Here is a 21,343-nt window from a genome sequence, read left to right on the forward strand (position 1 = left end):
GCTATCAGCGCCGTCCCTGCGCGGTGAGGCGCACCGGGGCCGTGCCCGCGCCGTAGCCGGCGTACGCGTCGACGCGTTCGACGAACTCGAAGAACACCTCGCCGATCGTGCGCGTGTAGAAGTGCAGGTACTCCCCCGTGTCGTCGCGGTCGTACCCGAGGTGCAGGTCGCGCAGCTCCTCGACCGCGGCGGGCGCCAGGTCGAAGCGGGCCGCGATGTCGTCGTAGTAGTTGTCCGGCATCTGCAGGGGCCGGAACCCGCGGTCGCGGGAGGACCGGGCGAGCCGCCGCACGTCGGTGCACGCGAACGCCACGTGCTGCGGCATCGCGGCGTCGGCGAGGACCGGCGGGCCCACGTTCAGCGGGATGCGCACGCCCCCGCCCGGCGAGGTGAGGACGCGGCTCGCGACGAGACCCTGCGGGCCGGGGACGTCGGTGCTGCTGTCGAGGCCGAGCGCGAACCCCGCCGTGTAGAAGAGGATCGCCTCGTCGATCGCGTGCCACGGCTGGGTGAGGCTCACGTGGTCGACACGCGAGATCGGCGCGGGTCGCTGCTTCTCCCCGTGCTCGAACTCCCGGACCCAGGCCGGATCGCCCTCGTCCGCCGCCTGCGCCCAGTACACCTCGGTGCCGTCCGGCGCGACGGCGCCGTCGAGCCGCTCCTCCGACGCGTAGGTGCGGCGGTACGCGCGGGGCACGCGCAGCCCCCGCATGCGGAGGTCCACGGCCTCGGCGTCGTCGACCTCGAACCCGACCGCGGCGAGACGGGGCGGCCAGCCGCGGGCGTGCTGTTCGTTGAGCACGACGCGGGCCGCGCCCGCGACCCACAGGGTGACGGGCTTCGTGCGGTGGCGCCCGCGGGACGTGAAGCCGAGCTGGGCCAGCAGCTCCTCGATCGCCGAGGTGTCCTCGGCTTTGACCTCGACGAAGTCGATGCCGGACGGAGCGGCGGAGTCGGGCAGCATCGCGAAGTCGTGCCGCGAGGCCGTGGCATCCGGAGCCGTCCGCGCCACCGCGTCCTCGAGCCAGCGGAGGGACCGCCGGGCGTGCAGCGCGGTGCGGCCGGGATCGGTCTGCCGGAAGGTGTCGTTGAAGACCTCGAGCGACCACGGGCCGTCGTACCCGGTGCCGGCGATCAGCCCGGTGAACGTCGCGAGGTCGAAGTCGCCCTCCCCCGGGAACAGGCGGTGGTGCCGGCTCCACGACAGCACGTCCATGCTGAGGCGCGGGGCGTCGGCGAGCTGGACGAAGAAGATCCTCCCGCCCGGGATGTCCGCGATGGCGGCCGGGTCGTGTCCGCGCGACAGGATGTGGAACGAGTCCAGGCACACGCCCACCGCGGGGTGGTCGGCCTGCTGCACGACCCGCCAGGCGCGGCGGTAGTCGTCGATGAACCGTCCCCAGGCCAGAGCCTCGAAGGCGATGCGGATGCCGAACCGCTGAGCGAGGTCGCCCAGCCGGCGGAGCTGGTCCGCGGAGACCTCGTCGTCGTCGACCGTCGCGGTGGCGACGTTGCTGCAGCAGAGGACGGTGTCGATGCCGAGACGTCCCATCAGGCGGAACTTGGCCTCGGCCCGGCGCAGCACCGCCGCGAAGGCCTCCTCGTCGACACCCTCGACGTCGCGCATCGGCTGGTACAGGTCGAGCGTGAGGCCGAGGCGGGCGGCCAGCGCCGCGATCTCCTCTGGGCTCTCGGAGGCGGCGAGAAGGTCCGGCTCGAAGACCTCCACGCCGTCGAAGCTGGCGTCCGCGCAGGCGCGGAGCTTGTCGGCCAGGGTGCCGCTGATGCAGACGGTCGCCATCGAGGTCCTCATGGCGGCCGAATGTACCAGTTGGTACAAAAGCCGTCCACTATCCTGGCCCGATGGCCGAGGCACGTCGAGACGCCGAACGCACGCGCTCCGAGCTCCTGTCGGTGGCCACCGAGGTCTTCGCCGAGGACGGCTTCTCCGGCGCCCGGGTCGACGAGATCGCCGCGCGCACCCGCACCACCAAGCGGATGATCTACTACTACTTCGGCGGCAAGGAAGGCCTCTACCGGGCCGTGCTCGAAGAGGCCTACCGCGGCATCCGCGAGGCCGAGCGCACGATCGACGTCGCGCACGCGGACCCCCTGGATGCCATCCGCACCCTGGCCGAGCTGACCTACGACCACCACGTGGGGCACGACGCCTTCATCCGCCTCGTCGCGATCGAGAACATCCACCGCGGGGAGTTCGTCCGGCAGATCGAGGCGCTGCGGGCCCAGTCCCAACCGGCGGTCGGCCGGATCGAGGAGATCCTCGAGCGCGGCCGGGCCGCCGGCGTCTTCCGGGCGGACGTCGACGCGCTCGACGTGCACCTGGTCATCAGCTCCTACTGCGTCTTCCAGGTGGCGAACCGCTACACCTTCGGCCACCTGTTCGACGTCGACCTCGCCGCCCCGGACCGCCGCCCGCACCTGCGCGCCGTGATCGGCGACCTCGTCGTCAGCTGGCTCACCGCACCCCGGCGGTGACCGGACCGGGATGCCGCGGCCCCGAGCCGGCGGTGCCGGGGAAGGTCTCGCGGCGGCGAGCCCGCAGCATCCGGATCCGTCGTTGACACGATCGCGCCGAGGTGGTTTCCTCTGAACGTACCGGTTAGTACATAGCCGGGATCCGGGAGACGAAGGAGTACCGTGATCGACGCGCACCCGTACCTCGTCGGCTTGATCGGCACGGGGGTCCTGCCCTCGCTGACGCCGCCGATGCACATGGCCGAGGCCCGCGCCCTCGGCCTGACCTATGTCTACCGCCCCCTCGACCTGACGAGCATGGGCGTCGACCCCGAGCGGGTCGGCGACGTACTCGCGTGGGCGGAGCGCCTCGGCTACGACGCCGTCAACGTCACGCACCCCTGCAAGCAGCTCGTGCTGGCCCACCTCGACCGCGTCGACCCCGTGGCCGCCGCCCTCGGTGCCGTGAACACGGTGCTGTTCACCCCGAACGGCCGCGTCGGCCACAACACCGACACGACCGGCTTCGCCGCCGCCTTCGCCGACGGCCTGCCCGGCGCCGCGACCGACCACGTCGTGCAGCTGGGCGCGGGCGGGGCCGGCTCCGCCGTCGCCGACGCGCTGCTGCGCCTGGGAACCGGGCGCCTCAGCATCGTCGACCTCGACCTCGCGCGCGCCCGCGCCCTGGCCGACGACCTCAGCGCGCGGCATCCCCTCGCCCTCGTCGACACGGCCGAGCCCGCTCGCCTGGGCGAGGTCCTGGCCGGCGCGGACGGACTCGTCCACTGCACCCCGGTCGGCATGGCCGAGCACCCGGGACTGCCCCTCGACGAGGACCTGCTGCGCCCCGACCTGTGGGTGGCCGACATCGTCTACCGGCCGCTCGACACGGCCCTCCTCACCACCGCGCGCGAGCGCGGCTGCCGCACGCTCAGCGGCGGACGCATGGCGGTCCACCAGGCCGTCGACGCGTTCCACCTCATCACCGGGACGCGACCCGATCCCGACCGCATGACCGCCCATTTCCTCGATCTCGTCGCCGCCGGCGACGTCCTCGCCCGCTAAGGAGCACTCGTCCATGACCACCACCGCAACGACGCGGAAGACCCCCGTGAAGGCCGCCGCCGCGAGCTTCATGGGCAGCGCCGTGGAGTACTACGACTTCTTCCTGTTCGGCTCCGCCGCCGCCCTCATCTTCCCGACGGTGTTCTTCCCGTCGGGGGACGAGGCCGCCCTGGTGATGTCGTTCGCGACCTTCGGTTTCGCCTACGTCGCCCGCCCCTTCGGCGCCGTCATCCTCGGTCACTTCGGCGACCGCATCGGGCGCCAGAAGGTCCTGATGTTCACCCTCCTGCTGATGGGCCTGTCGACCTTCGTGATCGGCTGCCTCCCCGGCTTCGCGCAGATCGGGTGGTTCGCCCCGGCGCTGCTCGTCCTCTGCCGCCTCGCGCAGGGCCTCTCGGCCGCCGGCGAGCAGGCGGGGGCGTCGTCGCTCACGCTCGAGCACGCCCCGGACCGCCGGCGCTCGTTCTTCACCTCGTGGACGCTCACCGGCACGCAGGGCGGGCAGATCCTCGCCGCGCTCGTCTTCATCCCCGTCGTCGCGCTCCCCGACGAGATCAAGTTCTCGTGGGGCTGGCGCGTGCCGTTCTGGCTCAGCGCCGTCGTGGTCGTCGTGGCCTTCTTCATCCGCCGGAGCCTGCACGAGACCCCCGAGTTCGAGCAGGCCAAGGCCTCCGGACAGATCGCCCGGATGCCGCTGGTGCCGCTGCTGCGCGACCACTGGCGGGACGTGCTCCGCGTCATCTGCTGCGCGTTCATCGCGGCCGTGTCGACCGTGTTCGGCAACCTCGCCATCGCCTACGGCAAGCAGGAGGGTCTCGCCGAGAGCCTGACCCTGTGGCTCGTCGTCGTCGCCAACCTCGTCGCACTGTTCACGCAGCCGATGTTCGGCCGCCTGGCCGACCGGATCGGCCGCAAGCCGGTGTTCGTGTACGGCGCGCTGTCGTCGGCGGCGTTCATGCCGTTCTACATGCTGTCGATGGGCGCGGGGAACGACGTCGTCACGTTCGCCCTCGCCGTGCTCACCTTCTCGTTCGGATACGCGGCCGCCAACGCCGTGTGGCCGTCGTTCTACGGCGAGATGTTCAGCACGCGCGTCCGCTTCTCCGGCATGGCGATCGGCACCCAGCTCGGCTTCCTCATGGCCGGGTTCGCGCCCAGCATCGTCGCGGCCCTCGGCGGCGTCGCGGAGGGCGGCTGGGTCGTCATCAGCGTCTTCACCGCGGTGATCGCGATCATCGCGTCGGTCAGTGCGCTGACGGCTCGCGAGACCCGCGACGTGCCGACCGAGCAGCTGGGCCTGGCCGCCGAGCGCGAGCCCGCCCGCGTCTGACCCGCGCCGAAAGGCCCCGTCTCCTCCGGGAGGCGGGGCCTTCTCGCGCGCTCCCCCGCACTGTTCCGCGCTCCCCCGCCGCCTTCTGCCGGGGCCCCGGGGCCGGGCCCCGGAGCGCTGACTTGCCGCAAATGCACACCGGGCAGCGCCCATCGCGTGCATCTGCGCCAAGTCAGCGCGAAAGTGGGGCGCACCCCTCGCGGCAGGGGTCAGCGCACGAAGGGAGGGCGGGAGCTACGCCCCGACCTCCTGGTACGCGGCGAACAGCAGCGACTCGTCGGGCGCCTGCAGCACCGTCGGGCGGGCGAGGTCGTCGAGGACGATGAACCGCAGCATGCTCCCGCGGCTCTTCTTGTCGCGCTGCATGGTGGCCTTCAGCGTCTGGAACGCGCCCGCGCGGTACGTCGTCGGCAGCCCGAGCGACTCCAGCACGGTGCGGTGGCGCTGGGCGACGTCGTCGGACAGCCGTCCGGCCAGACGCGACAGCTCGGCGGCGAACACCATCCCCACCGAGATCGCCGCGCCGTGCCGCCAGCGGTACCGCTCGGCGTGCTCGATCGCGTGGCCGAGGGTGTGGCCGTAGTTCAGCACCTCGCGCAGGCCCGCCTCGCGGAGGTCCTCCCCCACGACGCGCGCCTTCATGTCGATCGCGAGCTCGACGCACCGGCGGAACTCGTCGCTCCGGGGGTCGACGACCCGCTCGGGGTCGGCCTCGATCAGGTCGAGGATCTCGGGATGCCAGATGAACCCGGCCTTCACGACCTCGGCGAAGCCCGCGGTGGCCTCGTTCCGCGACAGCGTGTCGAGCAGGTCGAGGTCGCACACGACCGCGACGGGCGGCCAGAACGCGCCGACGAGGTTCTTTCCCTCAGCGGTGTTGATCCCGGTCTTCCCGCCGACGGCGGCGTCCACCATGCCGAGGACGGTCGTCGGCACCTGTACGAGCGCGACGCCGCGCAGCCACGTCGCGGCGACGAAGCCGGCGAGGTCGGTGACCGCTCCCCCGCCGAACCCGACGACGACGTCGGTGCGGGTGAAGTCCGCCTGACCCATCACCTGCCAGCAGAACGCCGCGACCTCGACGCGCTTGCCCGCCTCGGCGTCAGGGATCTCGGCCAGCAGCACCTGACGGTCGCCCATCAGCTGCGACCGCAGGGCCTCCGCCTGCGCGGCGAGGGTCGGCGGGTGCACCACCAGGACCTTCCGCGCCGCGGCGGGCAGCGTGTCCGCGAGCGAGGCGAGCAGGCCGCGGCCGATCGTGATGTCGTAGCCGGGGTCGCCGGCGACGCTGATGGTGGTGATGTCGGTCATGCCGTCTCTCCGGCCGGCACACGGCGTGCCCAGGCCACGATGTCGTCGACGACGCGCGCGAGCGGTCCCGACGAGGTGTCGAAAGCGATGTCGGCGGCCTGCTCGTAGACCGGTCGCCGCTCCTCGTAGATGCGCTGCCAGCGGACCACGGGATCCTCCCCGCCGAGGAGGGGCCGGTCGTCGCCGTGGATGCGGGATGCCACGACGTGAGGGGCCACCGTCAGCAGGACGACGCGGTGGGCCGTCAGGCGCTCGCGCGTCTGCGGGTCCAGCACCGCCCCGCCCCCGAGCGCGACCACGCCGCCGCGGCCGAGGGCCTCGACGACGGCCTCGCGCTCGAGCGCCCGGAAGTGGGCCTCGCCATGCGCGAGGAACAGGTCGCGGATCGGCCCGTGGTCGCGGACGACGATCTTGTCCGTGTCGCTGAAGGTGGCGCCCAGCGCCCGGGCGACACGGCGCCCCACGCTCGTCTTGCCGGCCCCCATCGGTCCGATGAGGACGACCGCGGCGCCGGGGAGCTCTGCCGGCGCGCCGTCAGACGAGGTCATGCGCGAGGAGCGCGGCGTCCGACGCGTCGGTGCTGCGCAGGGTCTGCGGCAGGCTCGCGAGGTACGCGTCAAGGTTGCGCTTGGTCTCGGCCACGTTGTCGCCGCCGAACTTCTCCAGCACGGCGTCGGCGAGGGTGATCGCCGTCATGGCCTCCGCGACGACGCCCGAGGCGGGCACGGCGCACACGTCGGAGCGCTGGTGATGCGCCGAGGCGGTCTCGCCCGTGGCGACATCGACCGTCCGCAGCGCCTTCGGCACCGTCGCGATCGGCTTCATCCCCGCACGCACGCGGAGCACGGTGCCGGTGGACATGCCGCCCTCGGTGCCGCCGGCGCGGTCGGTGGAGCGGGTGATGCCGTCCTCGGTCTGGAACAGCTCGTCGTGCGCCTGCGAACCGCGGCGGGTGGTCGTGAGGAAGCCGTCGCCGACCTCGACGCCCTTGATCGCCTGGATGCTCATCAGGGCCTGGGCGAGCTTGGCATCCAGTCGCCGGTCCCACTGGACGTGCGAACCGAGCCCCGGCGGAACGCCGTAGGCGAGCACCTCGACGATGCCGCCGAGGGTGTCGCCCGCCTTCTTCGCGTCGTCGACCTCGGCGACCATCGCGGCGGAGGTCTCCGGGTGGAAGCACCGCAGCGGGTCGGCGTCGAGCGCGTCCACGTCGTCGGGCGTCGGGAACGGCGCGTCCTCGGGCACCCGGACCGGGCCGATCGAGAGGGTGTGGCTGACGAGGCGGATGCCGAGCTCGGCGAGGAAGGCGCGGGCGACGGCGCCGAGCGCGACACGCGCGGCGGTCTCGCGGGCCGAGGCGCGCTCGAGGATGGGACGCGCCTCGTCGAAGCCGTACTTCTGCATGCCGACGAGATCGGCGTGGCCGGGGCGGGGGCGCGTCAGCGCCGCGCCGCGTCCACGCGAGCGGTCAGACAGCTCGACGGGCTCCGGGTTCATGACCTCGACCCACTTCGGCCACTCGGTGTTGCCGATGCGCAGGGCGATGGGGCTGCCGATCGTGTAGCCGTGGACGATGCCCGTCGACAGCGACAGCTCGTCCTCCTCGAACTTCATCCGCGAGCCGCGGCCGTAGCCGAGCTTGCGGCGGGCCAGATCGGCGCGGATCTGGGCGGGCGAGATGGGAACGCCCGCGGGCATCCCCTCCATGAGGGCGACCAGTTCGGGGCCGTGGGACTCTCCGGCCGTCAGTACGCGCAGCATTCGTCTAGTCTCCCACGAGCGCGGCGCGCATTGCGGCCAGCACCGCGTCCTCGCGGTCGAGCGGCAGGGCCGGGTCGCCGCCGACGAACACGCGCACCTGCAGCAGCGCCTGGTGCAGCAGCATCCCGCGTCCGTCGTGGGCGTCCCGGCCGGCACGCCGCCAGGCCTGCGCGAGCGGGGTCGGCCATCCGCCGTAGACGACGTCGACGAGCGGGCCCCCGACGGATGCCAGCGCGTCGGCGATCGGACCGAGGTCGGTCCCGCCGGGCAGCGTCGCGATCGTGACGTCGACGGGCTCCGGCGCGGGCGCGTCCAGGACCGGCGCGGTCACAGCGACGCCGAGGTCCTCGCCGAGCGCCCGCAGCGGCCCCGCGGCCTCGGGACGCCGGGCGCGCACCTCGATCTCGCGCGCCCCCGAGCCCGCGGCCGAGACCAGCGCCGACGTGGCGGTCGCCCCCGCACCGAGGATGCGCACGCGCCGCGGGGCGGCGACGCCGTAGTCGACGAGCGCCCGAGCGAGACCGGCGACGTCGGTGTTGAACCCGCGCGGTCCGTCCTCGCTCAACAGCAGCGTGTTCACAGCGCCCGTGCGCCGCGCGTCGTCGTCGAGGGTCACCGCGTGGCGCGCGGCGGCGTTCTTGAGCGGCATCGTCAGCGACAGCCCGCGCCAGGCGGCATCCAATCCCTCCACGGTCGGGACGAAGGACGCCTCGGCGACCTGCCGCCGGCCGTACTGCCAGTCCAGGCCGAGCTCGGCGTACGCCGCGGCGTGCAGGCGGGGCGACCGCGAATGCGCGATCGGGTCGCCCCAGACCTCCAGTCGGTGGCCCGTCAGCATCCGGCGTCGGGGTTGTCGGCGCACCACGCGCGCCACTGGTCCACGGCCTTGAGGTGCTCGGAGTAGGTGCTCGTGAAGACGGTCTCGCCGGTGTTGAGGTTGACCGTGACGAAGTAGAGCCACGGGCCGTCGGCGGGCTTCAGGGCGGCGTCGATCGCCTGGTCGCCGGGGTTGGCGATCGGCCCCTTCGGCAGACCCGGGTACATGTACGTGTTCCACGGGTTGTCGGAGTTGCGCGCCTCCTCCGAGGTGCTCACGCTGCCGCTGGCCATCTCGCCCGCGCCGTACTGCACGGTGGAGTCCATCTCGAGCTTGCCGAAGGTCTCCTGGTTGGAGGGGTCCAGTCGGTTCTCGATGACCCGCGAGACCTTGTAGAAGTCCTCGGAGAAGCGCGCTTCGCGCTCGATGATGGATGCCACGGTGAGGATGCGCTCGCGGTCGTCGACGGGCACGCCGGCGGTGTCGAGGGACTGCACGGTGCGGTCGACCATGCGGGCGATCACATCGGTCGCCGAGACGCCCTCGTCGAAGTCGTAGGTGGCGGGGAACAGCCATCCCTCGAGGGTGTCCGCCGCGACGCCGTAGGCGGCGGGGTCGGCGGTCGCGGCCTGCAGGTCCTCGAGGGGGAGGCCGAGCTGCTCGGAGACGGCCTGGAGTGACTGCTCCACCGTCAGGCCCTCGCGCAGCTGCACGGTGTTGTTCAGGCGGCTGTCGGGGTTCTGCAGCGTCTTCAGCACCGCGGCCGAGGTCATCTGCTGCTGCAGACGGTAGACCCCGGGCTGGAAGGTGAAGACGACGTTGTTCTCGACCATGTACCGGTAGAGCGCGTCGGAGGTCTTCGTCACCCCGGCATCGAACAGCTTCGGCGAGACGGAGGCCCCGGTGTCACCGGAGACGATCGTCACGCGGGCCTCGCCCGTGGCCATGCCCTCCTCGTAGTCGAGGGGCTCGCTCGCGCCGAAGAAGCTCTGGACGCGATCGCCGTACGTGTTCCAGAGGTTCACGCCGACGAGGACGAGGGCGCCGATGAGCACGACGGAGATCGCGAGGGCGATCCAGCCGCCCATCCGGCGGCGGCGGCGCGGCGGGCGCGGCGGCGTCGAGCCGATCTGCTCGGTGCTCGCGGCTCCCGTGAACAGGTCTTCGAGGGAGCCGGAGGGCGCCGGACGGCCGGCGGAGGCGGCTCCCCCACCGGCGGCGGCGGCACCGACCCCGGCGAGGACCGGCTCGCGACGGCGCTCGGCGGCCTGGTCGTCCGCGGTCTCCGCGGCGCGCGGCGCGGGGACGGGCTCGGCGCGGCGGGCGGCGTCGTAGCGGCGCACGGGACCGGCGGCGGCCGATGCGGCGGCGGGACGGGATGCCGCGGGGCGCTCGGACGGGGCGGGGCGGGATGCCGCGGGGCGCGGGGCATTGGCCTCGTCGGATACGGCCGGGCGGGGCGCGGCGGCGTCGGTCACGGCCGGACGGGGCGCGGGGGTCTCCGGCGACGGCGCGGTCGAGGACGGTGCGTCGGGGTCCGCCGACTGCTGCGGCGTCTCGCCCGTGCGGGCGCGGCGGGCCTCGCGCGCGGCGCGGCGCGACTGCGGGGGCTCGTCGGCGTCGCGCGGCGTCGGCGCCGCACCGTTTCCGGGCAGACGCGAGAAGAGGTCTGCGAACGCGTCGTCGGTGGAGGGGTCGTTCTCGGGCATCTCAGGCGGGCTCCCGTCCCGGGGAAAGAGCGGGTCCGGCCGGCTCGCCGGACTGTCGCTCTACGTCGAGCGCCTGCTGCAGCAGCACCACAGCGGCGACTTGATCCACAATGCTACGAGAATCACGCTGAGAACGCCCCGCTTCGCGCAGAAGGCCATGCGCCGAGACCGTGCTCAGACGCTCGTCGACCAGCCGGACCGGCATCGGCAGGACGGCCGCGAGGTCCGCGGCGAAGGTCCGGGCGTCCGCCGTCGAGGGGGTGTCGCCCCCGCTCAGGCTGAGCGGCAGCCCCACCAGCACCTCGAACGCCTCGTACTCCGCGGCCAGCGCCGCGATGCGGCGCACGGGCTCCTTCTTGCGCGGCACCGTCTCGACGGGCACGGCGAGCAGCCCGTCCGGGTCCGACCGGGCGACGCCCACCCGGGCGCGTCCCACGTCGATCCCCAGACGGATGCCGCGACGGAACTCCGTCACGCGATGGTCGCCCGCACGTCGGCCTGGACCCCGTCCAATGCGCGCGGGAGGGCGGCGGCATCCGTCCCTCCGCCCTGCGCGACGTCGGGACGTCCGCCGCCACCGCCCCCGAGGACACCGGCGGCCGCCTTGGCGAGGGCCCCGGCGGCCAGGCCGCGCTCGCGGGCGGCCTCGTTGGTCACGACGACGACCGTGGCCCGGCCGTTCGCGACGCTGCCGAGGGCGACGACAGCTGCCTCCGAGCCGAGACGGTCGCGCACCTGGAGGGCGAGCGAGCGCAGGTCGTCGGCGCTCGCGCCCTCGCCGAGCGACTGCGCGACGACGCGGACGGAGCCGACGGCCACGGCCGTGTCGACCAGCTGCGGCAGACGGTCGGCCAGCGCGCGGGCCTCGAACGCGGCGATCTTCTTCTCGGCGGCCTTGAGGCTCGCGGCCAGCTCCGCGATGCGGGCGGGCAGCTGCTCGCGCGGGGTCTTCAGGCTGGAGCTGAGCTGCGACACGATGGCGCGCTCGGAGGCCAGATCGCGGAAGGCGTCGAGCCCCACCAGCGCCTCGACGCGGCGGTTGCTCGCCCCGACCGAGGACTCGCCGACGAGGTTGACGAGTCCGATCTCGGCGCTGCGCGCCACGTGCGTGCCGCCGCAGAGCTCGCGCGACCAGGGTCCGCCGATGTCGACCATGCGGACGGTGTCGCCGTACTTCTCGCCGAACAGCGCCATGGCGCCGGCGGCCTTCGCCTCGTCGAGCGACATCACACGCGTCGTGACCTCGAGGTTGTCGCGGACCGCGTTGTTGGCGATCTCCTCGATCTCGCTGCGGGTCTCGGGCGACAGCGCCGCGCTCCAGCTGAAGTCGAAGCGCATGTAGCCGGCGCGGTTCAGCGAGCCGGTCTGCGTGGCGGTCTTGCCGAGGGTGTCGCGGATGGCCGCGTGCACGAGGTGCGTGGCCGAGTGCGCCTGCTGCGCGGCGTGACGGTTGAGCGCGTCGACGACCGTGGTGGCCGGGGCGCCCAGCGCCACCTCGCCGGAGGTCACCTCGACGGTGTGGCTGATGAGTCCGGGGACCGGGCGCTGGACGTCGAGCACCTCGAGCTCGTAGCCGGGGCCCACGATGACGCCCTTGTCGGCGACCTGACCGCCGGACTCGGCGTACAGCGCGGTCTCGGCGAGGATGACCTCGGCGATGCGCCCCTCGGCCGCACGGTCGGCCGGGCGGCCGTCGATGAGGATGCCGAGGACGCGCGACTCCGTCTGCACCTCGGTGTAGCCGGTGAAGACCGTCTCGCCCAGGGCGCGGAACTCGCGGTAGGCGCTCTGATCGGCGATGGCGCCCTTGCGGGAGCGGGCGTCGGCCTTGGCCCGCGCGCGCTGCTCCTGCATGAGCGTGTCGAACGCGGCGCGGTCGACGCTGAGGCCCTGCTCCTCGGCGATCTCGAGCGTGAGGTCGATGGGGAACCCGTAGGTGTCGTGCAGCAGGAACGCCTCGGAGCCCGAGAGCTCGGTGGCGCCGTCGCTGCGAGCCTCGGCGACCGACTGGTCGAGGATCGCGGAGCCGGCGGCGAGGGTGCGCAGGAACGTCTGCTCCTCGGCGACGGCGTAAGCGGACAGGCGCGCCCAGTCGGTCTCGACCTCGGGGTAGGACTCCTTCATGGCATCCCGCGAGGCGGCGAACAGCTCGGGGAAGGTCGCGCCCTCCACGCCCAGCAGGCGCATCGAGCGGATGGCGCGGCGCATGATGCGGCGGAGGATGTAGCCGCGTCCCTCGTTCGAGGGGGTCACGCCGTCCGCGAGCAGCATGAGCGAGGAGCGGACGTGGTCGGCGACGATGCGCAGCCGGACGTCGTCCTCGTGCGACTCGGCGCCATAGGCCTTGCCCGCCAGCCTCGCCGCCAGGTCGAGCACGGGGCGCACCTGGTCGGTCTCGTACATGTTGTCGACGCCCTGCTTGATGAACGCGATGCGCTCCAGGCCCATGCCGGTGTCGATGTTCTTGGCCGGCAGCTCGCCGACGATGTCGAAGTCGTACTTCGACCGCACGTTCGTGATCTCGTACTGCATGAACACGAGGTTCCAGATCTCGACGTAGCGGTCGTCGTCGGTGGCGGGGCCGCCGTCGATGCCGTAGGCGGGACCGCGGTCGAAGAAGATCTCCGAGCAGGGCCCGGCGGGGCCCGGCAGGCCCGTCGACCAGTAGTTCGTGTCCTTGCCGAGGCGCTGGATGCGCTCCTCGGGGAGGTCCGTGAGCTCGCGCCACAGGGCGTGCGCCTCGTCGTCCTCCTCGTACACCGTGACCCACAGGTCCTTCGGGTCGAAGGCGAGACCGCCGTCCTCCTCCGGCGAGGTCAGCAGCTCCCAGGCGTAGCGGATCGCGTCGCGCTTGAAGTAGTCGCCGAACGACCAGTTGCCGAGCATCTGGAAGAACGTGCCGTGGCGCGGCGTCTTGCCGACCTCTTCGATGTCGTTGGTGCGGATGCACTTCTGCACGTCGGCGGCCCGCGGGTACGGCGGCGGGACGACGCCGCTGAGGTACGGGATGAAGGGCACCATGCCGGCGACGGTGAACAGCAGGGCCGGGTCGTCGGTGACGAGCGAGGCCGACGGGACGATCGTGTGGTCCTTCTTCTCGAAGAAGTCCAAGAAGCGCTGGGCGATCTCAGCTGTTTTCATGTCGGGTCTTTCCGTGCGCGGGGGTGACCGCCCCGGTGAGGGGGACGGGATGCCAGGGGTCAGTCGGAGGGGGAGACGGTCGTGCGCACCGCGGCGGCGGCGTCGCCCACGGCGTCGGCGGTCGTGTCGACCGTCGCGTCCACGGCGGTGCCCGCGGCGTCCTTGGCGTCGTCGATGAGGCGGGAGAGCCGGGTCTCCTGCTCGTGGTACGCGTCGCTCATGCGGTCGGTGAATTCGCCGATGCGGGAGTCGAGCTGCGCGAAGAGCTCCTGACCGCGCGGGTCCTTGTTGACCAGGTGGGCGGCGACGAAGCCTCCGGCGATGCCCAACACGAACCAGACGAGGCTTCTCACGATCACCACTTCTTCCTCGAGCGAATGCCGCGGTCGCGGCATCCCTTCATCGTAGGCGACGGCCCCGGCCCCGCGCGTCCGCGCGCTCGGGCCTCGGCGGGTGAAATCCGGCGCCCTCCCTCGCCGATAAACGCGTCCTGCCCCGGGAAACGCAGGGTGCGCACGTTTCTCAGGGCAGCCAGCGTTCATCGGGATGGATGCCACGGCAACGACAGCAGGCCGGGCGAGAACCCGACCGGAGACGACAGCAGGCCGGGCGAGAGCCCGACCGACGACGACGAAGGGCGCCGGGAGAACCCGGCGCCCTTCTGTGCTCGCTGGATCAGCGGGCGGCGTAGTACTCGACGACGAGCTGCACGTCACAGGTGACGGGCACCTCGGCACGCTTCGGGCGACGCACGAGGCGCGCCTGGAGCGTCGAGAGGTCGACCTCGAGGTAGCCCGGGACCGGGGGCAGGACCTCGGCGTGACCGCCGGCGGCTGCGACCTGGAAGGGCTCGAGGCCCTCGCTCTTGGGCTTGACGTGGATCTGCTGACCCGGCTTCACGCGGAACGACGGGCGGTCCACGAGCTGGCCGTCGACCAGGATGTGGCGGTGCACGACGAGCTGGCGGGCCTGGGCGGTGGTGCGGGCGAAGCCCGAACGCACGACGAGGGCGTCCAGACGCATCTCGAGCAGCTCGACCAGGTTCTCACCGGTCAGGCCGTCGGTGCGGCGGGCCTCGTTGAACGCGATGCGCAGCTGCTTCTCGCGGATGCCGTACTGCTCGCGCAGACGCTGCTTCTCACGCAGACGGACGGCGTAGTCGCTGTCGGCCTTGCGCTTGGTGCGGCCGTGCTCGCCGGGAGCGTAGGGACGCTTCTCGAGGTAGCGGGCGGCCTTGGGGGTGAGCGCGACGCCGAGGGCGCGCGACAGACGGACCTTGCGGCGGTCCTGGGACTTCGTTGCCACGAAGTGCTCCTTCCGATGACGTGACCGCGCCTTTCGCGGTTCACGGACGTATCGCCCCCTTCCGCCCGTTCCGCAGCGCACGCCGGGGCGCGACGGAAGGTGATCTCAGGAAGAGGGGGATGCCCGAAAACCCTGTTTCGAGCCGGTTCATGCTACCAGAGCGGCCCGCACGGCCGGTGTGCGTCCGTCACTGCCCCTCGAGGATGCGGCGGATCTTCTCCAGGCGCGCGGCGACGTCGCGCTCGGCGCCGTGACTCGTGGGCTGGTAGTACCGCGTGCCGCGCAGCTCGTCGGGCAGGTACTGCTGCGCGACGATGCCGATCTCGCTGTCGTGCGCGTACTTGTAGCCCTTGCCGTGGCCGAGCCGCTTCGCCCCCGGGTAGTGCGCGTCGCGCAGGTGCATCGGGACGCGTCCGAAGCCCCCTCGGCGCACGTCGGCGATCGCCGCGTTGATGGCGTTGTAGGCGGCGTTGGACTTGGCCGTGGTCGCAAGGTAGACGGTGGCCTCGGCGAGCGGGATCCGCCCCTCCGGCATCCCGATGAAGGCGACGGCGTCAGCCGCGGCGACGGCGATCTGCAGGGCCTGCGGGTCGGCCATGCCGATGTCCTCGGCGGCGGAGATGACCAGGCGACGGGCGATGAACCGCGGATCCTCCCCCGCCTCGATCATGCGCGCGAGGTAGTGGATCGCCGCGTCGGCGTCGGAGCCGCGGATGGACTTGATGAAGGCGCTGATGACGTCGTAGTGCTCGTCGCCCTGCCGGTCGTAGCGCAGCAGCGCGCGGTCGACGGCCTGCGCGATGTGGTCGGCCGTGATCGTCGCGGTCCCGACCTCCGCCGCGGGCGGCGCGCCGGCCTCGTCCTCTTCGTCGTCGTCCTCGTCGGCGGCATCCCGGGGCACGTCCCCCTCGGCGCCCGCCTCCGCGTCGTCGACGGCGACGGATGCCGCGGCCTCCAGAGCCGTGAGCGCCCGGCGCGCGTCACCGGAGGCGAGTCGGACGAGGGCCGCACGCGCGTCGTCCGTCAGCTCCACCCGGCCGTTCAGGCCGCGCGGGTCGGACACCGCCCGGTCGACCAGGGCGCCCAGGTCGTCGTCGCCCAGCGGGCGAAGAGTGAGGAGGAGCGAGCGTGAAAGCAGGGGTGAGATGACCGAGAAGGACGGGTTCTCGGTCGTGGCGGCGATGAGGATGACCCAGCCGTTCTCGACGCCTGGCAGCAGCGCATCCTGTTGGGCCTTGGTGAAGCGGTGGATCTCGTCGAGGAAGAGGATCGTCGACTGCCCGTAGAGGTCGCGCTGGGTGAGCGCCTCCTGCATGACCTCGCGGACGTCCTTGACCCCCGCGGTGATCGCCGACAGCTCGACGAAACGCCGCCCCGAGGACCGGGCGATCGCCTGCGCCAGCGTCGTCTTGCCCGTCCCGGGCGGGCCCCACAGGATGACGGACACGGCGGACGCCGACGCCGACGAGTCCGTCGTCGCCAGGGTCACCAGCGGTGACCCGGGCCGCAGCAGGTGCCCCTGACCGGCGACCTCGTCGAGGCTCGTCGGCCGCATCCGCACGGCGAGCGGCGTCTGGCCCTGGAACAGGGCGTGCGAAGGGGTCACCCGACCAGGCTAACCGTGCCCGCCGACACGGGCGGGCGTCCGCTTTGTCCCGCCGCGGGCCCGCTGAATAGGATCGACGGAGCCCGCGAACGGGCGCGAGGAGGTCGACGTGGCGACGGGTGGCAAGGACCGGCAGAGCCGGGAGCAGCGGGAGCGTGCGCGGATCTACCAGGCGCGGCGGGACCTGCACGAGCGGACCATCCGGCGACGCACCCGCGACAACGTCCTCGCCGCGGTGATCGGCGGGCTGGTCGTGCTCGCCGCCGTCGGCGCGCAGACCGCCTACTTCGTCGCGGGTCCCGGAGCGCCCGCGCCGGTCCCGTCCGAGACGGCGACGCCCGCTCCGTCGGAGACGCCCGCTCCGTCGGACACCCCCTCCCCCTCGGACGCGCCGAGCCCCGAGGCCACCCCGACGACCGCCCCCTGATCCTGTCGGCGGCCCGCCGGGCGTACTAGGCTCGGAGGGTCCTTCTCCCCCAGGCGGCGTTGCCGCGATGAGGTGCTACTCCGTGACTTCCGAGCCCACTCCCGAGACCGTCGACCAGCCGCAGCCGTGGGGCCGCGTGGATGACGACGGCACTGTTTCCGTCCGCGAGGGCGATGACTGGCGCGTCGTCGGTCAGTACCCCGACGGCACCGCGGACGAGGCGCTCGCCTACTACGAGCGCAAGTACGCGGACCTCGCCAGCGAGGTCACGCTCCTCGAGGTGCGCTCCCGTCGCGGGGGCGCCTCCGCCTCCGACCTGCGGTCCACCGCCAAGACGGTGCGCGGCAAGCTCGACGGCGCCGCCGCGGTCGGCGACCTCGCGGCGCTGGTCACCCGCGTCGAGGCGCTCACCGCGCAGTTGTCGGAGGCCACCCAGGCCGAGTCCGCCGCCGCCAAGGAGGCGGTCGACGAGGCCGTCCGCGAGCGCACCGCGATCGTCGAGCAGGCTGAGGCCTACGCCGCGCGCGACCCGCAGACCGTGCAGTGGAAGCAGATGACGGCCGACATGACGGCCCTCTTCGACCGCTGGCAGGCGCACCAGCAGAACGGTCCGCGCCTGCCGAAGTCCACGGCCCAGCAGCTGTGGCGCCGCTTCCGCGACGCGCGTGCGGTCGTCGACCGCCACCGTCGCGAGTTCTTCTCGGCGCTGGACGAGACCCACAAGTCGGCGCGCGACGCCAAGACCCGCCTCGTCGAGCGCGCCGAGGCCCTCGCCCCGCGCGGCGAGGACGGCATCGGCGCCTACCGCGACCTCCTCGACCAGTGGAAGGCCTCCGGTCGTGCCGGCCGCAAGGTCGACGACGCGCTGTGGGCCCGTTTCAAGGCCGCCGGCGACGCGCTCTACAGCGCGCGCGGTGAGCGCGAGGCCGCCGACGCCGAGGCGTCGAAGGAGAAGATCGAGCAGAAGAAGGTGCTGCTCGAGCAGGCCGCTCCCATCATCGACGTAAAGGACCTGGCGACCGCCCGTCAGCGCCTCACCGCCATCCAGCGCCAGTGGGACGAGATCGGCCGCATCTTCCCGCGCGACAAGGAGCGCGCGCTGGACGACGAGCTGCGAAAGATCGAGCAGAGCGTGCGCACCCGCGAGGACGCCGACTGGAAGCGCAACGACCCGGAGCAGAAGGCCCGCGCCAACGACATGACCCGTCAGCTGACGGACGCCATCGACAAGCTCGAGGCGGAGCTGGCCGACGCGCAGGCCCGCGGGGACAAGCGCGCGGAGGCGCAGGCGTCCGAGGCGCTGGAGGCCCGTCGCACCTGGCTGCGCGCCTTGGGCGGCTGACACCTCCTCCCCACCTGACGCGGCGCCCGCGGTTGTCCACAATGGATGCCGCGGGCGCCGCGTCGTGTCCGGCGGTGACGCACACTGCTAGGCATGGCATCCCCGTTCCTGTTCTTCCCCGGTGATCCGCTCACCGAGTCCGAGCTGCGCGCCGCGTGCCTCGACGGTCTGCTCGTGCCGCTCGGGGCCGGATTTATGCACGCCGACGCCGCGGAGACGGCATGGATGCGCGCGGCGAGCCTGCGGCCGCTGCTCGGCGACGCTCTCGCCGCGACACGGCTGACCGCGGCGTGGATCCACGGCGCCCTGGACGTCGAGCCCGTCCGCCACGAGGTGCAGCGGGCCGGGCCGCGGCGGTCGACCGATGCCCAGCGGCTCTCCGTCGCCTACCGCGACATGCAGATCGACGACGGCGACCTCGAGACCATCGCCGGCGTGCGGGTGACCACCGTCGCGCGGACACTGGCCGACCTGGCGCGATCGGAGGACCCGGTGCACCTCGAGGCGGCATCCCGATGGCGCGACCGCGACCGCGCCGCCGTCATCCGCGCACGGGAGTGGCTGGCGGGGGCGCGTCGCTTCCCCGGCAAGCGGCGGGCGGCGGCGCTGCTGGGCGAGGCGTCCTCGTGACGCCGGGTCGTCGCTCAGCGAGGCGCGCCGCGGCGCGGGGACGTCCCGCGTCCGCAACCGAGCCCTGATGAGGGACGCGCCGTGCGTCGTCAGGACGACGTGACGCGGTAGACGTCGTAGACCGCGTCGATGCGCCGCACCGCGTTCAGCACGCGGTCGAGGTGCACGGTGTCGCCCATCTCGAACACGAACCGGCTGATCGCCAGGCGGTCGTTGTTCGTCTGCACCGACGCCGTCAGGATGTTCACGTGGTGCTCGCTCAGCACGCGGGTGACGTCGCTGAGCAGTCCGGAGCGGTCCAGCGCCTCAACCTGGATCTGCACGAGGAACACGCTCTTCGTCGTCGGCGCCCACTCCACGTCGATGAGACGCTCGGGATCCTCCCGCAGAGACTTGACGTTGGTGCAGTCGTCGCGGTGCACCGACACGCCGCTGCCGCGGGTGACGAAGCCGACGATCTCGTCACCGGGGACGGGCGTGCAGCACTTCGCGAGCTTGACGAGGATGTCGGGCGCACCGCGGACAAGGACGCCGGAGTCGCCGCCGCGCGGGGCGCGGGAACGGCCGATCTGCGGCAGGTCGATGGGTCCGGTCGAGGTGTCCTCGGCACTGACGAGGGCGGTGACCTTCTCGATCACCGACTGCGTCGACACGTGTCCCTCGCCGACCGCGGCGTACAGAGCCGACACGTCCTCGTAGTGGAACTGCCGGGCGACCTCGGTGAACGAGTCCTGGTTCATCAGGCGCTGCAGCGGCAGATTCTGCCGGCGCATGGCGCGGGCGATGGAGTCCTTGCCCTGCTCGATGGCCTCCTCGCGACGTTCCTTCGTGAACCAGCCGCGGATCTTGTTGCGCGCCCGCGTGCTCTTGACGAAGCCCAGCCAGTCCTGGCTCGGCCCGGCGTCGGGGTTCTTGGAGGTGAACACCTCGACGACGTCGCCGCTCTGCAGCTCCGACTCGAGCGGTACGAGGCGTCCGTTGACCTTGGCCCCCATCGTGCGGTGGCCGATCTCGGTGTGCACGGCGTAGGCGAAGTCGACGGGGGTGGCACCGGTCGGCAGCCCGATCACGCGCCCCTTGGGCGTGAAGACGTAGACCTCCTTCGCGCCGATCTCGAAGCGCAGGGAGTCGAGGAACTCCCCCGGGTCGGCCGTCTCGGCCTGCCAGTCGGAGATGTGGGCGATCCACGCCATGTCGGCGTCCACCGCCTTGGCGTCGGTCTTCCCGCCCGCCATCCGCTCCTTGTACTTCCAATGCGCCGCGACGCCGAACTCGGCCTGCTGGTGCATCTCGTTGGTGCGGATCTGGATCTCGACCGTGCGCCCGCCGGGACCGATCACCGTGGTGTGCAGCGACTGGTACAGGTTGAACTTCGGCGTGGCGATGTAGTCCTTGAACCGGCCCGGCAGCGGCGTCCAGCGCGCGTGGATCGCCCCCAGGACGGCGTAGCAGTCGCGCACCGTGCCGACGAGGATCCGGATGCCGATGAGGTCGTAGATGTCGTCGAACTCGCGGCCCCGCACGACCATCTTCTGGTAGACGGAGTACAGCTGCTTGGGTCGGCCCATCACGCGTCCGCGCACGCGGAGCTCGCGCAGGTCGGCATCCACGTTGTCGATGACCGTCTGCACGTACTGCTCGCGCTGCGGTGTGCGCTGCTTGACGAGGCTCTCGATCTCCGCGTACAGCTTCGGGTGCAGCACGGCGAACGAGAGGTCTTCGAGCTCGGACTTGATCGCCTGGATGCCGAGACGGTGGGCGAGCGGGGCGTAGATTTCTAGCGTCTCGGTGGCCTTCTTCGCCGCCTTGTGCGGCGGGACGAAGCCCCACGTGCGCGCGTTGTGGAGGCGGTCGGCGAGCTTGATGAGCAGGACGCGGATGTCGCGCGACATCGCGACGATCATCTTGCGGACGGTCTCGGCCTGCGCGCTGTCGCCGTACTTGACGCGGTCGAGCTTGGTCACGCCGTCGACGAGCATCGCGACCTCGTCGCCGAAGTCGGCGGCCAGCTCGTCGAGCGGATAGCCCGTGTCCTCGACCGTGTCGTGCAGCAGCGCGGCCGCGATCGCCTTGGGCCCGAGACCGAGCTCGGCGAGGATCTGGGCCACGGCGAGCGGGTGCGTGATGTAGGGCTCGCCGCTCTGACGCTTCTGACCGTCGTGCGCCTTGTCCGCCACGGCGTAGGCGCGCTCGATGATGACGAGATCGCCCTTGGGGTGGTGCGTGCGGACGGTGCGCAGCAGCTTGTCGACGTCGTCGCGGCGGGCGGCGCGCGAGAAGATGCGCGGCACGAGGCGCCGGAGAGAGGACGTCTGCGACCCGGCCGGAACGGTCTCGGTCATTCGGCCTCCCCTGGAAACGCCATGAAGCTCAATCCTACGCCCGCCGCGCCCCTCCCCCGCGCGCCGCCGGTCACCCGTCCCA

The 21,343-nt window shown here is 72.3% G+C and carries 18 protein-coding genes; 6 read left to right on the top strand and 12 right to left on the bottom strand.

The window, feature by feature from the left end:
* Positions 1-4 precede the first annotated feature (4 nt).
* Positions 5-1,813 carry a bifunctional sugar phosphate isomerase/epimerase/4-hydroxyphenylpyruvate dioxygenase family protein gene (locus ACO03V_RS08080; RefSeq protein WP_423137233.1) on the bottom strand — a complete coding sequence of 603 codons (1,809 nt, stop codon included), beginning with the start codon at positions 1,811-1,813 and terminating at the stop codon, positions 5-7.
* A 50-nt stretch (positions 1,814-1,863) separates the two neighbouring features.
* Between ACO03V_RS08080 and ACO03V_RS08085 the strand changes: the two genes are divergently transcribed.
* The 3 genes from ACO03V_RS08085 to ACO03V_RS08095 all read left to right on the top strand — a co-directional run bounded on the left by ACO03V_RS08085 (position 1,864) and on the right by ACO03V_RS08095 (position 4,870).
* Positions 1,864-2,496, top strand: a complete 633-nt coding sequence (locus ACO03V_RS08085; RefSeq protein ID WP_423137234.1) for a TetR/AcrR family transcriptional regulator — start codon at positions 1,864-1,866, stop codon at positions 2,494-2,496.
* A 162-nt stretch (positions 2,497-2,658) separates the two neighbouring features.
* Complete coding sequence (locus ACO03V_RS08090; RefSeq protein WP_423137235.1) at positions 2,659-3,540, top strand: shikimate dehydrogenase; 882 nt, start codon at positions 2,659-2,661, stop codon at positions 3,538-3,540.
* A 13-nt stretch (positions 3,541-3,553) separates the two neighbouring features.
* Positions 3,554-4,870, top strand: a complete 1,317-nt coding sequence (locus ACO03V_RS08095; protein ID WP_367726826.1) for an MFS transporter — start codon at positions 3,554-3,556, stop codon at positions 4,868-4,870.
* Positions 4,871-5,104: 234 nt separating this feature from the next.
* On the opposite strand, the gene aroB is transcribed toward ACO03V_RS08095, so the two are convergent.
* The 10 genes from aroB to ACO03V_RS08145 form a co-directional block, all read right to left on the bottom strand.
* On the bottom strand, positions 5,105-6,181 hold the full coding sequence (aroB, locus tag ACO03V_RS08100; protein ID WP_423137236.1) for a 3-dehydroquinate synthase: 1,077 nt from the start codon (positions 6,179-6,181) through the stop codon (positions 5,105-5,107).
* Positions 6,178-6,729 carry a shikimate kinase gene (locus tag ACO03V_RS08105; RefSeq protein ID WP_423137237.1) on the bottom strand — a complete coding sequence of 184 codons (552 nt, stop codon included), beginning with the start codon at positions 6,727-6,729 and terminating at the stop codon, positions 6,178-6,180. Before ACO03V_RS08105 ends, aroB begins: the two co-directional genes overlap by 4 nt.
* Positions 6,716-7,942, bottom strand: coding sequence for a chorismate synthase (gene aroC, locus ACO03V_RS08110; RefSeq protein ID WP_367726829.1), 1,227 nt, complete (start codon positions 7,940-7,942; stop codon positions 6,716-6,718). The genes ACO03V_RS08105 and aroC overlap by 14 nt, the downstream gene beginning before the upstream one ends.
* Positions 7,943-7,946: 4 nt before the next feature.
* Entirely contained in the window at positions 7,947-8,780 is an 834-nt protein-coding gene (locus ACO03V_RS08115) for a shikimate dehydrogenase family protein (protein WP_423137238.1), read from the bottom strand.
* Complete coding sequence (mltG, locus tag ACO03V_RS08120; RefSeq protein WP_423137239.1) at positions 8,774-10,468, bottom strand: endolytic transglycosylase MltG; 1,695 nt, start codon at positions 10,466-10,468, stop codon at positions 8,774-8,776. The genes ACO03V_RS08115 and mltG overlap by 7 nt, the downstream gene beginning before the upstream one ends.
* 1 nt (position 10,469) lies before the next feature.
* Positions 10,470-10,943, bottom strand: a complete 474-nt coding sequence (ruvX, locus tag ACO03V_RS08125) for a Holliday junction resolvase RuvX (protein WP_367726832.1) — start codon at positions 10,941-10,943, stop codon at positions 10,470-10,472.
* Positions 10,940-13,609 carry an alanine--tRNA ligase gene (gene alaS, locus ACO03V_RS08130; RefSeq protein ID WP_423137240.1) on the bottom strand — a complete coding sequence of 890 codons (2,670 nt, stop codon included), beginning with the start codon at positions 13,607-13,609 and terminating at the stop codon, positions 10,940-10,942. Before alaS ends, ruvX begins: the two co-directional genes overlap by 4 nt.
* 59 nt (positions 13,610-13,668) lie before the next feature.
* On the bottom strand, positions 13,669-13,968 hold the full coding sequence (locus ACO03V_RS08135) for an ATPase (protein ID WP_367726834.1): 300 nt from the start codon (positions 13,966-13,968) through the stop codon (positions 13,669-13,671).
* Positions 13,969-14,284: 316 nt separating this feature from the next.
* A complete protein-coding gene (gene rpsD, locus ACO03V_RS08140) occupies positions 14,285-14,914 on the bottom strand; it encodes a 30S ribosomal protein S4 (protein WP_367726835.1) in 630 nt (209 codons plus the stop codon).
* Positions 14,915-15,101: 187 nt separating this feature from the next.
* Positions 15,102-16,520 carry a replication-associated recombination protein A gene (locus ACO03V_RS08145; RefSeq protein WP_423137241.1) on the bottom strand — a complete coding sequence of 473 codons (1,419 nt, stop codon included), beginning with the start codon at positions 16,518-16,520 and terminating at the stop codon, positions 15,102-15,104.
* A gap of 109 nt (positions 16,521-16,629) precedes the next feature.
* Here ACO03V_RS08145 and ACO03V_RS08150 point away from each other — a divergent pair, with 109 nt between their 5' ends.
* The 3 genes from ACO03V_RS08150 (at position 16,630) to ACO03V_RS08160 (ending at position 18,919) form a co-directional block, all read left to right on the top strand.
* Positions 16,630-16,947 (top strand): dioxygenase, encoded by a 318-nt coding sequence (locus ACO03V_RS08150; protein ID WP_423137242.1) that lies wholly within the window; start codon positions 16,630-16,632, stop codon positions 16,945-16,947.
* Positions 16,948-17,014: 67 nt separating this feature from the next.
* The gene (locus ACO03V_RS08155; RefSeq protein WP_423137243.1) at positions 17,015-18,289 is read left to right on the top strand and encodes a DUF349 domain-containing protein; all 1,275 of its coding nucleotides are present in this window, start codon (positions 17,015-17,017) and stop codon (positions 18,287-18,289) included.
* Positions 18,290-18,382: 93 nt separating this feature from the next.
* On the top strand, positions 18,383-18,919 hold the full coding sequence (locus ACO03V_RS08160; RefSeq protein ID WP_423137244.1) for a hypothetical protein: 537 nt from the start codon (positions 18,383-18,385) through the stop codon (positions 18,917-18,919).
* Between the two features lie 89 nt (positions 18,920-19,008).
* Here the strand turns inward: ACO03V_RS08160 and ACO03V_RS08165 are convergent, their stop codons facing one another.
* Entirely contained in the window at positions 19,009-21,261 is a 2,253-nt protein-coding gene (locus ACO03V_RS08165; protein WP_367726840.1) for a RelA/SpoT family protein, read from the bottom strand.
* Positions 21,262-21,343: the final 82 nt, after the last annotated feature.

Origin of the sequence: Microbacterium sp. HMH0099 (genome assembly GCF_049384025.1) — a bacterium.
Lineage (GTDB): Bacteria > Actinomycetota > Actinomycetes > Actinomycetales > Microbacteriaceae > Microbacterium.

Excerpts from the sequence above, each read along its gene's own strand:
- ACO03V_RS08080 (WP_423137233.1), bottom strand. The coding sequence starts at position 1,813 with ATGAGGACCTCGATGGCGACCGTCTGCATCAGCGGCACCCTGGCCGAC.
- ACO03V_RS08085 (WP_423137234.1), top strand. The coding sequence starts at position 1,864 with ATGGCCGAGGCACGTCGAGACGCCGAACGCACGCGCTCCGAGCTCCTG.
- ACO03V_RS08095 (WP_367726826.1), top strand. The coding sequence starts at position 3,554 with ATGACCACCACCGCAACGACGCGGAAGACCCCCGTGAAGGCCGCCGCC.
- aroB (WP_423137236.1), bottom strand. The coding sequence starts at position 6,181 with ATGACCGACATCACCACCATCAGCGTCGCCGGCGACCCCGGCTACGAC.
- ACO03V_RS08105 (WP_423137237.1), bottom strand. The coding sequence starts at position 6,729 with ATGACCTCGTCTGACGGCGCGCCGGCAGAGCTCCCCGGCGCCGCGGTC.
- aroC (WP_367726829.1), bottom strand. The coding sequence starts at position 7,942 with ATGCTGCGCGTACTGACGGCCGGAGAGTCCCACGGCCCCGAACTGGTC.
- ACO03V_RS08115 (WP_423137238.1), bottom strand. The coding sequence starts at position 8,780 with ATGCTGACGGGCCACCGACTGGAGGTCTGGGGCGACCCGATCGCGCAT.
- mltG (WP_423137239.1), bottom strand. The coding sequence starts at position 10,468 with ATGCCCGAGAACGACCCCTCCACCGACGACGCGTTCGCAGACCTCTTC.
- alaS (WP_423137240.1), bottom strand. The coding sequence starts at position 13,609 with ATGAAAACAGCTGAGATCGCCCAGCGCTTCTTGGACTTCTTCGAGAAG.
- ACO03V_RS08155 (WP_423137243.1), top strand. The coding sequence starts at position 17,015 with ATGAGGTGCTACTCCGTGACTTCCGAGCCCACTCCCGAGACCGTCGAC.
- ACO03V_RS08160 (WP_423137244.1), top strand. The coding sequence starts at position 18,383 with ATGGCATCCCCGTTCCTGTTCTTCCCCGGTGATCCGCTCACCGAGTCC.
- ACO03V_RS08165 (WP_367726840.1), bottom strand. The coding sequence starts at position 21,261 with ATGACCGAGACCGTTCCGGCCGGGTCGCAGACGTCCTCTCTCCGGCGC.